The 14,772-nt window shown below is 43.6% G+C and carries 12 protein-coding genes and 1 riboswitch; of the genes, 5 read left to right on the plus strand and 7 right to left on the minus strand.

Annotated features, from left to right (window positions below):
- Positions 1 to 6: 6 nt before the first annotated feature.
- The 4 genes from AC0VX1_RS05390 to AC0VX1_RS05405 all read right to left on the minus strand — a co-directional run bounded on the left by AC0VX1_RS05390 (position 7) and on the right by AC0VX1_RS05405 (position 4,264).
- Entirely contained in the window at positions 7 to 2,121 is a 2,115-nt protein-coding gene (locus AC0VX1_RS05390; RefSeq protein WP_336059052.1) for a peptidoglycan D,D-transpeptidase FtsI family protein, read from the minus strand.
- A gap of 343 nt (positions 2,122 to 2,464) precedes the next feature.
- Complete coding sequence (locus AC0VX1_RS05395; protein ID WP_475470253.1) at positions 2,465 to 2,818, minus strand: hypothetical protein; 354 nt, start codon at positions 2,816 to 2,818, stop codon at positions 2,465 to 2,467.
- A 74-nt stretch (positions 2,819 to 2,892) separates the two neighbouring features.
- Positions 2,893 to 4,074, minus strand: a complete 1,182-nt coding sequence (locus AC0VX1_RS05400) for a DUF2515 family protein (RefSeq protein WP_268564993.1) — start codon at positions 4,072 to 4,074, stop codon at positions 2,893 to 2,895.
- A gap of 22 nt (positions 4,075 to 4,096) precedes the next feature.
- Complete coding sequence (locus AC0VX1_RS05405; protein ID WP_153246154.1) at positions 4,097 to 4,264, minus strand: hypothetical protein; 168 nt, start codon at positions 4,262 to 4,264, stop codon at positions 4,097 to 4,099.
- 509 nt (positions 4,265 to 4,773) lie between these two features.
- Between AC0VX1_RS05405 and AC0VX1_RS05410 the strand changes: the two genes are divergently transcribed.
- The 3 genes from AC0VX1_RS05410 (at position 4,774) to AC0VX1_RS05420 (ending at position 8,920) form a co-directional block, all read left to right on the plus strand.
- Complete coding sequence (locus AC0VX1_RS05410; protein WP_475470256.1) at positions 4,774 to 6,525, plus strand: ABC transporter ATP-binding protein; 1,752 nt, start codon at positions 4,774 to 4,776, stop codon at positions 6,523 to 6,525.
- On the plus strand, positions 6,522 to 8,540 hold the full coding sequence (locus AC0VX1_RS05415) for an ABC transporter ATP-binding protein (protein WP_475470258.1): 2,019 nt from the start codon (positions 6,522 to 6,524) through the stop codon (positions 8,538 to 8,540). Before AC0VX1_RS05410 ends, AC0VX1_RS05415 begins: the two co-directional genes overlap by 4 nt.
- 131 nt (positions 8,541 to 8,671) lie before the next feature.
- Positions 8,672 to 8,920 (plus strand): type B 50S ribosomal protein L31, encoded by a 249-nt coding sequence (locus AC0VX1_RS05420; protein ID WP_034314776.1) that lies wholly within the window; start codon positions 8,672 to 8,674, stop codon positions 8,918 to 8,920.
- Positions 8,921 to 9,007: 87 nt separating this feature from the next.
- Here the strand turns inward: AC0VX1_RS05420 and metC are convergent, their stop codons facing one another.
- Both metC and AC0VX1_RS05430 read right to left on the minus strand, forming a co-directional pair.
- Positions 9,008 to 10,189: a cystathionine beta-lyase gene (gene metC, locus AC0VX1_RS05425; protein ID WP_475470261.1), complete on the minus strand. Its 1,182-nt coding sequence runs from the start codon at positions 10,187 to 10,189 to the stop codon at positions 9,008 to 9,010.
- Positions 10,186 to 11,298 (minus strand): methionine biosynthesis PLP-dependent protein, encoded by a 1,113-nt coding sequence (locus tag AC0VX1_RS05430; RefSeq protein ID WP_475470263.1) that lies wholly within the window; start codon positions 11,296 to 11,298, stop codon positions 10,186 to 10,188. Before AC0VX1_RS05430 ends, metC begins: the two co-directional genes overlap by 4 nt.
- An 86-nt stretch (positions 11,299 to 11,384) precedes the next feature.
- A riboswitch (SAM riboswitch) is annotated at positions 11,385 to 11,498 on the minus strand.
- 326 nt (positions 11,499 to 11,824) lie between these two features.
- Between AC0VX1_RS05430 and fumC the strand changes: the two genes are divergently transcribed.
- Positions 11,825 to 13,207: a class II fumarate hydratase gene (fumC, locus tag AC0VX1_RS05435; RefSeq protein WP_475470264.1), complete on the plus strand. Its 1,383-nt coding sequence runs from the start codon at positions 11,825 to 11,827 to the stop codon at positions 13,205 to 13,207.
- Between the two features lie 109 nt (positions 13,208 to 13,316).
- Positions 13,317 to 13,559 (plus strand): hypothetical protein, encoded by a 243-nt coding sequence (locus AC0VX1_RS05440; RefSeq protein WP_034314767.1) that lies wholly within the window; start codon positions 13,317 to 13,319, stop codon positions 13,557 to 13,559.
- Between the two features lie 57 nt (positions 13,560 to 13,616).
- On the opposite strand, the gene AC0VX1_RS05445 is transcribed toward AC0VX1_RS05440, so the two are convergent.
- On the minus strand, positions 13,617 to 14,762 hold the full coding sequence (locus AC0VX1_RS05445) for an ABC transporter ATP-binding protein (protein WP_098185206.1): 1,146 nt from the start codon (positions 14,760 to 14,762) through the stop codon (positions 13,617 to 13,619).
- Positions 14,763 to 14,772 lie beyond the last annotated feature (10 nt).

Consider the following 14,772-nt stretch of genomic DNA (forward strand, 5'->3'; position numbering starts at 1 on the left):
TATTCATCATTGAGTGCTTTCTACTGCTTTATCTGCATCAGATTCACCTTTTGCTCTTTTTTCCTTCAATTTAAAGTAGGCGTCCATTACGTCCCGCCCGATCCGTTTGTTTATATCATCAGAGGGCTTGCCTTGATACACCCATGGCACGACGACAGAAAATGCCACTTCCGGATTATTGTGAGGTGCATAACCTACAAGCGTCAAATTGATAGTCGGGACTGGAGCGCTATATTGATTCCTCCGCGGTCCGTCATAAAAGGCCTCGGCAGTACCCGTTTTTGCTGCCGCACGGTAAGACTTCCCGCCGAAATATTTATATGCTGTCCCGCCTGGCTCCTGTGCGACCTGCCTGAATCCTTCCTGGACACGCTGCATCCAAACGTCTTTTCCGCCTAAGTCGTTTAACACTTTAGGACTCATCGTTTTAAAGACGCTGCCCAATTCATTGTGTTCGTTGGATGGATTCCTGATTTCCCTGACCATATGGGGCTCAAGCCTTTTTCCGCCATTTGCAATCGTCGATACATACTGTGCCAATTGCATGGGGGTATATGTATCATACTGGCCAATCGATAAATCCAGCAGCAATCCGTCTGTTGACATATCGACTCCTTTAAACCCTACGGATTCATTTGGCAGGTCGATTCCTGTACGGACACCCAATCCAAATTGGGCATAATGATTCCGCATGATGGCATAAGCTTCCCGGTTGATTCCTAACGGCCGGTTAGGGATATAATGCCCGCCGGCAATTCTGATCGCCGTCATGAACATATAGACATTCGATGATTTCTTTAACGCAGAGACATCGGTTACATAACCCAAATCACTATAAGATCCTTTCGGAGGAGCTCCTGCTAAATGGAGTTTCCTGTCAAAGAAAGCTGACCCTGGTGCGATGGCTCCTGTCTGAAAGCCCGTATAGACAGTGGCCCCTTTGACAGATGACCCCATCGTATACGAGGTCGTTATGTTTCCAAGGGCAAAATCGTTCATTTCGGTCAACCCGGTTTTACTGTTGCGGCCGTATTGCCTGCCGGCCATCGTAAGCACCTCGCCTGTATTCGGGTCCATTAAAACGACGAAGGCACGATCCAAAAGGTAGGTATTTCCCTTAGCCTTGGTTTTGCGCAATTCGTTCTCGATGATTTTTTCAACCTGCTGCTGCAGCTCCATATCAATTGTAAGGACCAAGTCTTTTCCGCTTTGCCCTTCAGTGAGGGTATTCGTTTTGATGACTTCCCCTTTGCTTAGCACATTTTCAATCCGCGTCTTTTGACCGCGCAGGACATCTTCATACTGCTTTTCGATATAACTTTTTCCGACCCGGTCATTCCTGGTATAGTCGCGTGCCAGGTAATAGTCGATATTTTCACTGGGAATGCCTTCTTCGGAAGAAGAGACCTTGCCAAGAACCGAGCGGAGGGTCTCGTCATACTTATAGGTCCTCTCCCAATCCGTCGTTACATCCACGCCTGGCATTTCATCCAAATGTTCACTGACCCTGGCAAATTCCTTAGTGGTGACATCTTTATTCTTCACGATCGACGGTGCAAGGGCATAGCCGCTATTGAATTCCCGGAAGATGGCGATCACTTCCAATTCATCCTTGGAGAATTCCTTGATATTCTCATCGGTTACCCGCTCCATTTGAAGTTTGTATAAATCTTTTTGCTCCAGTTTTTTTTCGATTACTTTCTTCTTCTCGGCCTTGGTGATCAAGGCTTCGGCTTCTTTCGGATGTTTTAAAATCCAAAAATCCTTTTTATCCGGCAGGGTTACCTTTTTGGTGTCTTTTTCTATCAAGGTGGCAAGGACCTCTGCCGTCTTCACCATATCTGCCGTTTTCGTATTCGGGTATTTCGTATAGGTGATGGCATTACGCGGCTCATTATCAACGACCGGATTCAAGTTCCGGTCATACATCTTGCCACGGGGAACGGGGGTATTGGCCACATCGTTTTCCGTTCTGTCGACTTCGCGGAGGTAATCGTCCCCATACACGATTTGGACGATGCCAAGCCGGATTATTAAGCTTGAAAATAAAATGAATATTAAAAAGAACATAAAGTTCAGTCGGAAAGGAATTGGGGTTTTTTTCTTTTTTTCTTTGGCCATCATTAACATTCCTTTCTAGTAAAAGTAAAAAATAAGAAAATTCCTATCTCCAATGATATATAAAATTAACTTATTTTTCTATGCTTTATCCGTAAATTTATCTATATTTCCAAAAGAATGTTTTGTAGTTATATAATTCCTAGTAATCTTATAATTAGGAAAATTAATATAATAGATAAATAGAGGAAGAAGCGGTACAGCGGCAATCATTAGTAGGGATGCGTGGTTGGGGGGCTCCGTAAAAAAAGGGGAACATAAACCAAGGTACTTGGAAAGAACTCTTTTACATGAACGATTAATGACTATAACCCTAATTCACAACAGGGACTTAAGTACCATGATTTTATTTTGCTTCATGTTTCCTAACGGGAGTTTGAGTCGTGACAGTGATAATCCCATTGAAGTATCCGCATAGCTCAAGCCATTTTTCAGGATAAATATAGTTGAAACGTTCAATGGTTTCCAGGGAGTGAAGCACAAGGCAATCGATTTGCCCCGTTTTTTCACTTTGTAAATTGGATAGAAGCTCATGCGGGATGGTGTAATAAGGGTGGATTTGATACGGATTGAGTATGACCGGGGAAATATTATTCTCTTCCATATACTTGTCCGTCACGATCTTTTGGATTGCAAAGCTTTCCTCCGTATGTAAATCCCCGATTTTGTAATTTGGATTCAATAGTACAATGCCCCTCATTTGATTCACCCATTCTTTTTGCTAACCATTCTTGCCAAATGGGGGATGGGATATTCAAAGTAAGAGGCATCATGCTAGAAAATGGCTTTCATTCCGTTAAGGGTTTTGAGCTGCTTGACATTTTCGAGCACCTCGTTGGTCAGGTCCTCCTTTTTAATGATCGGTAAACTTCGTAAATCTTCCATGTAGCTTTCATTCGTGAACCAATCAAAGGAATGGGGAGGAAAGAATAGTTGATCTTTCCATGCATCATGAAGAGTGGGGCTGTAGATTTTATCATCTTTTGACGTGGATCCATCAGAGGTATATATGCTTGCCCAATAATCCTCTCTGGAACCCGTGTGGGGAATCTCTTTTGTAAAATGGCCGACTCCGCGAAAAACCACCGGATGCTGAAAAAGAAGCCCATATAATAATTTCCCCGTTTCAATGCGCTGTTTCGGGTCGGCAAAGCGTTCGACGGTAAGTCCTGTCAAGGAATGAAGTCCTTTTTGCTTGTTTGCATAAGGGAAAATCACTTTCATGAAGCCTAAGTATTCCTGAAGCTGAAAATCAAGCCTGCGGAGGATTTCACCATGACGGGTGCGTTTTAATATCCTTTCCTGAAGCATTCTTTGTTCATTAATGATAAGGGCCGTTGTCAAAAGGGGTGAATGGGGCTCTTCGATGAAAGATTCCCAAATCGGGGCCATGAATCTTGAAATGCGGAATACTGGTAAATACCTTCTTAGCGGAAGTTCTTTTTGTTTAGAATGTTCATATAAAAGAAGCTGGGGGAAGGCATCTGCAAATATGGCTGAATTGGCACGCTCAAGGAAAAGGAAAAATTTCTGCCGTTCCGCTCTGTCAAGTAGATGGGTCATGTTTGAACTTTTCAAGTCAGTCATATGGTATCCGCCATTCCTCGAAACCATATGTGCTAAAAAGGCCCAGTGAACCTCTGGATTGCGATTGTAAAAGGCAAGATAGGCTTGAGTTCTTGTGATATTGTTCCGGTTCAAGGCAGCCGTTTCGGTTCGAATGCTTTTTATCAGGGCGGCTTCCTCGGGGAAAAAAGCTTTTGACTCATCAACAGGCTGAAAGAGCTCTTTTTGTAAACGGGATTTTAGCGTGTCAAATCTTTCAGCATCGATGATCGGTTTTGTTTTGGCAGGGTGTTTACCCAACAGCTTTTGCAAATATTGGGAAAGCATACATTTCACCACGAATGTTTTTCGATCATTATATGCATAGCCATCAAGAAAGGGGCGTTGCATTTGCAACCCCCCCAAGGTGATGTCATCTTTTTTTCTTCTTTTCCCGGTACAATAAAATATAATAAACTATCCAGAAAAGAAACACAGGAATGAAGGATAAAAATCTATATTGGACCGGTACGGCAAATAAGATGAAAATGGCAGATAATAAAAAGGGAACCGCCAGGAGTATATATTTTCTCCATTGCATATGCTGAACCTCCTTAGGTTGCGTCATTCTTATTAGAATAAAGGATTATCCATCAATAATCTAGAAAAGTCACAATTGACAAAAATATGCAAACGTAGTAATCTTTAAAAATAAGTTAAAAATTACCATTAATCAATGGAAAAGGAGGCGAACGTCATGACTAAATCAGTTAAGCACAGTGATGTCACAATTGAATATCATACTTCCGCCTGCCCTGATACCTTGTCCTTCCAGACATAGGATTCCTCGCTTCCATTCATGATTTTAAAGCGCAGGTTGTGGAATTTTCGCGGCCTGCGCTTTTATATGTGTTATTACGCATCTAAAAAAGCTTCCGCTAATCGGCGGGGGCTTTTTGGCATTTTGGATCCAGGTGCATTAGCACCCTTTCCATATAAAGGATAGGAGGAACTATAAATGAGACAAAAGACATTGGAAATCTTATTGCAGCCGGGAGATCCAGAAAGCGGTTAGCGAGCGAAGGGTTTGAACAAAAGGGAGGGGAATTCATGTTTGCGATTTTTAAAAAGCTGTCCTGGTTCTTTAAAGAACAGTGGCAGCGTTACACCTTGGCGATTTTATTTCTATGTCTAGTGAATATCTTGGAGGTTATCCCGCCAAAACTTGTCGGGAATGCCATCGATGATATGAACAATGGCAGCATGACGCAGGAAGGGGTCATGAAATACGTTATTTATTTGCTAATGGTACTGATCGGCAGTTACCTATTTGGTTACTTATGGAGTTATCTGTTATTCGGCGGCGGAAACTTGGTCGAACGGAAACTAAGGTCAGGGTTTATGGGCCATTTGCTTAAAATGACGCCAAGTTTTTATGAAAAAAACCGTACAGGAGATTTAATGGCAAGGGCAACCAATGATTTAAAGGCAATATCCCTCACAGCTGGTTTCGGGATATTGACCCTCGTAGACGCGGTGCTGTTCACCATCACGGTAGTGGTCATGATGGGAGCCACGATCAGCTGGCAGTTGACGATTGCGGCGGTGCTGCCGCTTCCGATCATGGCAGTGCTGATGCAAATTTACGTGAAGAAAATTTACAAACGTTTTACGGATGCACAAGCAGCCTTTGGCACTTTAAATGACAAGGTCCTGGAATCCATTTCCGGTGTCCGTGTTATCCGGGCCTATGTCCAGGAACGGGAAGATGAAAAGCGATTTGAGGAAATGACCGAGGATGTATATGGCAAAAACCTAGCCGTGGCAAGAATCGACGCCCTCTTTGATCCGACAATCAGCATTATCATCGGCATCAGCTATTTAATCGGGTTGGGCTATGGGGCTTATCTTGTGTTTCAACAGGCCATAACGCTTGGCGGGCTTGTTTCGTTCAATGTGTACCTAGGCATGTTAATCTGGCCGATGATCGCGGTGGGTGAATTGATCAATGTCATGCAAAGGGGAAATGCTTCGCTAGACCGTGTTCAGGATACCCTTTCGTATGAAGCGGATGTGAAGAATTCAATGGGGATGGAGAGTATTACGAACCCGGGGAATATCCAATTCAATTCCGTGCATTTTACATACCCTTCCTCAACGGTTGTGAATCTATCCGATATTTCCGTTCAGCTTGAGCGCGGTCAAACATTGGGGATAGTGGGGAAAACAGGTAGTGGAAAAACGACATTCGTGAAGCAATTGCTGCGGGAATATCCTTTAGGAACAGGTGAAATCGCTTTTGCAGGCATGCCGCTGGAGCACCTGCACCTTGAAGATATCCGTAAATGGATCGGATATGTTCCACAGGACCATTTTTTATTCTCGAAGACTGTTAGGGAAAATATCTTATTCGGTAAAATGGATGCAACGGAAGGTGAACTGGCTAAAGCCATCCGGCTTGCGGATTTTGAGAAGGATTTAATGATGCTGCCAAACCGGCTAGAGACACTCGTCGGTGAGAAGGGTGTCGCTCTGTCCGGTGGGCAAAAGCAGAGGATCTCGATTGCCAGGGCATTGATCAAAAATCCGGAAATCCTTATATTGGATGATTCCTTATCCGCTGTCGATGCAAAAACGGAAACGACGATCATCGAAAATATCCAGAATGAACGGGCAGGGAAAACGACCATCATCACAACCCACCGCTTATCAGCCGTTCAGCACGCGGACAGGATTATCGTATTGGACAGCGGAAAGATCATCGAAGAGGGGACTCATGCGGATTTACTGCTGAATGATGGCTGGTATAGGGAGCAATATGAACGACAGCAGGTTGACGAAGGAACGGAGGTGAAGGCATGAAGGTCGTAAAGAAACTTTTTAATTATGCTGCCCTTTATAAAAAATTGATCATTGGCGCCCTGATCATGCTTGCTCTTTCGGTAGCGGCCGATTTAACGGGTCCTTTCGTTGCCAAGAAAATCATCGATTCACATATACTTGGTATCGAATCTTCCTGGCATGAAGCAGGTAAAGGAAAAGATGCAGTTAAGTATGATGGAAATTGGTATAAACGGGCTGATTACTTTTCAAAAGGTGAGAAGAAAGGCAGGGAAGTCCATGTTCTGCAGGTTGGCAATCAATTTGTCTTCGTAGATGAAGCTGTCCCTATCGATGGGCGCAGAACCTTGGAGAACCAATCATTGATCATCAAGAAAGACGGGAAAGAACAACGTGCGCAAGCAGTGAAATTGACGAGTCAGGAAGTGATGGGATTTTATCAACCGGAAATCCCGCGGATCATTAAGCTTGTGGCTTTTTATTTTAGCCTTGTCATCCTTTCCTCCATTTTTCAATATGGCCAGAGTTTTTATTTACAGAAAGCGGCGAACCGAATCATACAGAAGATGCGAAATGATATTTTTAGGCATATTTCCCGTCTGCCGATACGTTATTTTGATAATATGCCAGCGGGTAAAATTGTAGCCAGGGTCACTAATGATACGGAAGCGATCCGGGAATTATATGTAACCGTGCTCGCCAACTTCTTCTCGAGTACCATTAATATTTTCGGCGTTCTAATTGCTTTGTTTATTCTGGATCCACGAGTCGGTACCATTGGCCTTCTACTTATTCCGATCATCGTTATCTGGACGATGGTATACCGTAAATTCGCCTCGAAATATAATCACATCATTCGGGAACGGGTCAGCGATATTAATGGAATGATTAATGAATCCATTTCTGGTATGAGCATCATTCAGGCATTTGGACGTGAAAAGGAGACGAAGCAATCTTTTGAAAATCTGAACCGGGAGCATTTTTCCTATCAAAATAAAATGCTCCATTTGAATTCGTTGACGGGTGGAAACTTGATTGGCGTCATTAAGCTTTTGGCGCTGATGGCCTTCGTCTGGTATTTCGGCGGGATTTCCCTTACAGCGGGTTCGGCCATTTCCTTAGGGATGATGTATGCAATTGTTGATTTGATCAGCCGCCTGCTACATCCGCTTCACGGAATCGTCAATCAGTTCGCTAATCTTGAACAGGCGCTTGTTGCAGGGGAGAGGACGTTCAGCTTATTGGATGAGAAGGGATTGGCAGTCAGCGATGAAAACATATCCAGATACAAAGGAAACGTACAATTCGAAAATGTTTCTTTTGGTTATAAGGATAAAGAATATGTGTTAAGGGACATTTCCTTCTCCGCTAAACAGGGGGAAACGGTTGCTTTAGTTGGCCACACCGGTTCAGGAAAAAGCTCCATAATGAATTTATTATTCCGCTTTTATGACAGCAGTGAAGGTCAGATCAAAATCGATGGCAGAAATATATTGGATATCCCCCATCAGACGCTTAGGGAGCATATGGGGATCGTCCTTCAGGACCCCTATTTATTTACTGGCACCATCGCCTCCAATATCAGTCTCAATCATAAAGGCATCACAAGGGAAATGGTTGAAAAAGCATTAAGAGATGTCGGGGGGGACAAAGTGCTGAAGCATCTTCCTTTAGGGCTTGACGAGCCCGTGATCGAAAAAGGCGGAACGCTGTCTTCGGGACAGCGTCAGCTAATCTCTTTTGCCCGTGCCCTTGCATTCAATCCGGCCATATTGATCTTGGATGAAGCGACAGCAAGCATCGACACCGAAACCGAGGCAATTATCCAGGAGGGTATGGAAGTGCTGAAAAAAGGGAGAACGACCTTCATCATTGCACATAGGCTTTCCACGATAAAAAATGCCGACCAAATTCTTGTACTGGAAAAAGGGCGGATTGCAGAGCTTGGTACACATGAGGAATTAATGGAACTGAAAGGAAAGTACTATCAAATGTATGAACTGCAGGCAGGTCCGCATAAAGGTATGGCTGGCTGAATGGAATAGGGGTAGATCATCTAGATTAAACTATAATGAAGGTACCGACTTTTGGTACCTTCAAGCATAATGGTTGATAATAGTAATCATTACGTTTAAGATATACCTATACTGACGATGAGGTGATAATAGTGAAACAAGAAATTCATCCCGATTATCAACAAGTGGTATTCATGGATACCAACAGTGGGTATAAATTTTTGACAGGCTCCACTAAGACGTCCAATGAAACAATCGTTTGGGAAGACGGCCAAACATATCCTTTATTAAAAGTGGAAATCAGCTCGGATACGCACCCTTATTATACAGGAAAGCAGAAGTTTGCTGAAAAAGGCGGACGGGTGGATCGCTTCCTGGATAAATATAATATGAAGAAATGAGAGTTAGGCCATCGGGAAATCGATGGTCTTCTTTTATTGATGGAATAAAAAAGGTGCCCATAAAATATGAGGCACCCACTACTTTAATCATTTTGCAGCAATTGCTTCCTCTTTGGCAATATTGACGAGGGCAGCTTCGAAATCCTTGATTAAATCGTCCGGATTTTCCAGTCCGACAGAGAGGCGGAGCAAGCTATTCGTGATGCCTCGCTTTTCCCTTTCATCAGCAGGCATGGCCGCATGGGACATTTTGGCCGGGTAGGATAATATGGATTCTACCGCTCCCAGGCTTACGGCAAAAACAGGGAGCTCGACAGTGTTCACGAAGGAACGGAAGATTTCCTCACTTTCCAATTCAAATGAAAGGACCGCCCCTGCTCCGAGTGACTGGCCTTTCTGGATGGCGTGCTGTGGATGATCGGCTAGGCCGGGATAATACACTTTTTTCACCAAGGGCTGCTCCTTTAAGTAGGCTGCAATCTTTTCGGCCCCTTTTTGTGAATGTTCCATTCTAACTGACAAGGTTTTCAAGCCTCTCATTACGAGCCAGGCATCCTGAACACCAAGGACCGCTCCAAAGGAGTTTTGAAGCGAACCGAGTCTTGCCGCCAATTCCGGATCTTTCACGACCGCAAGCCCAGCTACCACATCACTATGTCCGGATAAAAACTTCGTCGCGCTATGAAGGACAACATCAGCGCCCAAATTCAGCGGTTTTTGCAATGCGGGCGTCAAGAATGTATTATCAACAAAACTTAAGGCACCGGCTTTTTTTGCGATATCACATACAGCTTGAATATCGGTCACTTTAAGTAAAGGATTTGAAGGCGTTTCAATGTATATGGCCCTGGTATTTGGCTGAACCGCCGCTTTGACACTTTCAAGGTCCGTCATGTCAACGAAGGTATGCTCAATATTGAAACGGTTCAAAACGCTTGTGACCATCCTGAACGTTCCGCCATACACATCTTCGGAAATGACGATATGATCCCCGGCAGACAATAGCAGGAAGGCTGTTGAAATGGCAGCCATACCTGATGAAAAGGCAAAGCCGTGAGTGCCTTCCTCAAGTTCGGCAATGATGTCTTCAAGTGCCTCGCGGGTTGGGTTCCCGCTTCTGCTGTAGTCATATTTGCCGAATTGATCGATATCGGATTGATGGAAAGTCGATGCATGCTGGATGGGGACGCTCACACCGCCCGTTGCCGGATCGAATTTATGTTGATTATGAAGTAATTTTGTTTCAAAGCTAAAATCATGATCTGTCATCGTAGTGCCTCCCTTTTTACATGTGCGAATGCTTGCTGCAAGTCACCAATCAAATCGTCGCTATCCTCGATGCCAACGGAGAAGCGGAGCAGTCGATTACAAACACCGTTTGCCGTTCTGACCTCAAGCGGTATATCGGCATGTGTTTGTGTGGCAGGATAGGTGATGAAGCTTTCAACCCCTCCCAGGCTTTCTGCAAAGGAAATTAATGAGAGCGATTGTAAAAATGGGTTGACCGCCGCTTCATCAATGATGCGGAAAGAAATCATGCCGCCTCGGCCTGGATACAATACGTCCGTAATACAATCATGCTCCGATAAGTAATCTACAAGTATCTTGGCATTCTTTTCATGACGCTCCATCCGCAATGCTAGGGTTTTCATTCCGCGCATCAACAGCCATGAATCAAATGGGCTCAAGACAGCTCCAGTGCCATTATGATGGAAGGCAAGTGCATCACATAATTCAGCGCCGCTAGCAACGATCAGTCCGGCGAGCACATCATTATGACCACCGAGATACTTGGTTGCACTGTGGATCACAATATCAGCTCCAAGTAAGATGGGTTGTTGAATAAGAGGCGTGTAAAAAGTGTTATCAACGATTAGCAATAAATTATATCGTTTAGCCAATGCGGCAACGGCGCTAATATCCGTTTGCTGCATAAGAGGGTTAGTGGGAGTTTCGATGAAGATGGCTTTCGTGTGAGGAGTGATGGCTTTTTCGATATCCTCCAAACAACAAGTGTTTACATAGTCACACTGCAATCCCCATTTTTTAAAACCTTGTTCTAACAGCCGATATGTACCGCCATAAAGATCTTCACTGACAATCCACGCATCCCCGGATTTAAAAAGGGCGAGTATAGTGGAGATGGCGGCCATTCCTGAACTGCAGGCATAGCCTTGGTCTCCTTTTTCCAGATCGGCGATGGATCGCTCCAATAGCTGGCGGGTAGGGTTACCTGTCCTTGTGTAGTCGAATCCCGTCGATTGACCGATTCCTTCGTGGCGAAAAGCTGTTGAAAAGTATACCGGCGGATTGACTGTTCCTGTCGCCGTTTCACTGCGATTTCCTAATTGAGCAAGATATGTTTCAGGTTTATACATGGTTTTCACTGCTCCTTTGAGTTAAATAAAATAAAAAAAAGTCTTCTTTAAGAAGAAGACTTTGATTAAGTAGGGACGAGTCATTCTTCTTATCTTCCAAGTTCATAAACTTGTGGAATTAGCACCTTTTCATTGGTTTGAAACAAATGAAGGTTGCTGAGGTGTCATCGGGCCATTCCCTCTACCTCTCTCGATAAGAGTTTAGATTATTCAATTTCTTTTGAATTTACTATATATACAAAACACTGTCAAGGACATTTTTGGGGTGATGATGTGTTGGTGTTCATGGCCAGGTCAATTGAAGCCTAGCGGTGCCTACACTTTATGTGTCAAAAAAGAATATCCAAATTTTCATCTAAATATGAATGGACTAGGATTTTTCAGATATATGGAAAGGGTCAGCGGGATATTTTTGCTTTAAAATAATAAAGTTTGTACAATGTATGGAGAGAAAGAATAATCCGACATTATTCATTTCATATGCAAAAATTCTTCAATGAATAGTGCAAACTTAGGAGGAGAACACATGGAATACAGAATCGAACGTGATACGATGGGTGAAGTGAAAGTTCCTGCTGATAAATATTGGGGAGCACAAACTGAGAGAAGCCGTAACAATTTCAAAATCGGTAACGAAAAAATGCCGATTGAATTGGTTCGTGCATTTGCATACGTTAAACAAGCTGCTGCAAAGGTGAACTATGATCTTGGCGATCTTTCCGAAGTTAAAAAGAACGCCATCGTCAAGATTTGCGACGAAATCCTTGAAGGTACGCTTGATGAACATTTCCCGCTTGTAGTTTGGCAAACGGGAAGCGGTACGCAAAGTAATATGAATGTGAATGAAGTGGTCGCTAACAAAGGGAATGAATGGTTAAAAGAAAATGGTGAATCGGAAATCCTTCACCCGAATGATGATGTTAACAAGGCACAAAGCTCAAATGATACTTTCCCGACTGCCATGCATATTGCAGCCTTTATGGAAGTTGCTGAAAAATTGGTTCCTGCCATCAAAGCACTTCGTGATACATTCGATATAAAAGAAAAAGAATTTTGGGATGTCGTGAAAATCGGCCGGACACATCTTCAAGATGCTACACCCTTAACATTAGGACAAGAAATTTCCGGTTGGAAAGCGATGCTCGATAAAGACTTGGCGATGATTGAGGAAAGCAGCCAAAAACTATTGAACCTTGCTCTAGGCGGAACGGCTGTAGGAACCGGAATCAATACAAAGAAAGAATTCCCGGGACTTTCTGCCAAACAAATTGCAGCGGATACAGGATATCCTTTTGTCACATCTGATAATAAGTTCCATGCATTGACTAGCCATAACGAAATCGTCTACGCACACGGTGCTTTGAAAGCATTGGCGGCAGATTTAATGAAAATTGCGAACGATGTCAGATGGCTTGCAAGTGGACCGAGAAGCGGAATCGGAGAAATTGCCATTCCGGAAAACGAGCCGGGCAGCTCCATCATGCCAGGTAAAGTCAATCCGACCCAAAGTGAAGCGCTTACCATGATTGCGACACAAATCGTGGGTAACGATGCTACAATTGGCTTTGCAGCAAGCCAAGGTAACTTTGAATTGAATGTATTCAAACCAGTCATCATCTATAACTTCCTGCAAACGGTCAAATTATTGACGGAAGGCATTCATTCCTTCAACGATAATTGTGCGGTTGGCATCACTGCAAATGAAGATAAGATCAAAGAAAATGTAGAGCGTTCCCTTATGCTGGTAACAGCATTGAACCCGCATATCGGTTATGAAAAAGCAGCCAAGATCGCCAAAACTGCCTTCAAGGACAACTCCACGTTAAAAGAAGCGGCATTGAAACTGGAGTTCCTGACGGAAGATGAATTCAAAGCATGGGTCGATCCTGCTAACATGGTTAATAAATAATTGGATGGAAGTACCCTCCCTCTAGCATTAGGGAGGGTGTTTCCATGTGTTAAAATACTGGAATCGACAAATACTGAAATCATAAGTATCTGGAACAGGAGGAAAAACAATGTCTATATGCCCGCTTTGCAACGGTCTAAGAAAAATTCATGTGGATTGCCCGGAATGCGGCAGTGAACTTGAGGATAAAGGGAAATTCATGGATTATGCTGATGATTACAGTGCTTATATGGATATCGACATACTTAAAGAAAACGACGGATACCCTCAATCCCTTCAAAAAGGGCAATGCCCCCATCTCATGAAATGCCCTGAATGCGGACATGATGAAGTGGTATTGGTCCAGGAATGAATCGCCCCTTATTTTAATAAACGTAAAAAGACCCATAATGAATGGGTCTTTTCATGTTTAATTGGCAGATAACTTCATGCTTTCCTGCATCTGTTCATCTTCTTCAACTAAAATGCGATGTTCGGTCCCTTTATCAAAAAAGTGCGCTTTATTCATGTCGAGGGCAAGTTCGATCTTTTCGCCTGCCTGGATAATGTTATTGGCATCGACCCTTGCAACGAAGTCCTGCCCCTCTAAAGTGGAGTAGAGCATGATCTCCGCGCCCATGAGTTCGGCTACATCAATTTGGGTCGTGAATGTAGTGTTAGGGGACTCCGTGAAATAAGCTCCTTCATTATGGAAATCTTCCGGACGGATTCCAAGGATTACATCTTTTCCGACATATCCTTGATCACGTAGCATTTTCATCTTAAATTCAGGTATTTCAAGCGTTTGTTCGCCTATTTTGATTGTGCCTTCTTTTAATGTTCCGGTAAAGAAGTTCATGGCAGGCGATCCGATAAAGCCGCCGACAAACACGTTTATTGGTTTCTCATAAACATCCTTTGGAGCACCGACCTGTTGGATGATACCATCTTTCATTACAACAAGACGTGTCGCCATGGTCATTGCCTCTGTTTGGTCATGTGTGACATATATCGTTGTGGTGTCGAGCCGTTTATGCAGTTTAGCTATTTCAGCGCGCATTTGAACCCGCAGTTTTGCGTCGAGATTGGATAATGGCTCATCCATCAAGAAAACTTTTGCGTCCCTTACAATTGCACGGCCAAGTGCAACACGCTGGCGCTGACCACCTGAAAGCGCTTTAGGTTTCCTGTTTAGCAGCTCTTCAAGTCCGAGAATCCTTGCCGCTTCATTTACTCTTTGCTTGATTTCAGCTTTTGGCGTTTTCCTGAGCTTTAATCCGAATGCCATATTGTCAAATACAGACATATGAGGATATAAGGCGTAGTTCTGGAAAACCATCGCAATATCGCGATCTTTAGGGGGGACATCATTGACCCGCTTGCCGTCTATGTATAAATCCCCTTGGGAAATGTCTTCCAGTCCGGCAATCATCCTTAATGTCGTTGATTTACCGCAACCTGAAGGTCCCACAAAAACGATGAATTCCTTATCGGCAACACGAAGGTTGAAGTCTTTAACAGCCGTCACCTTTTTATCATAAATCTTGAATATATGATCTAACACTAACTCTGCCATGAAAAATCCC

Source organism: Peribacillus sp. QJM3NY_7, from assembly GCF_056173225.1.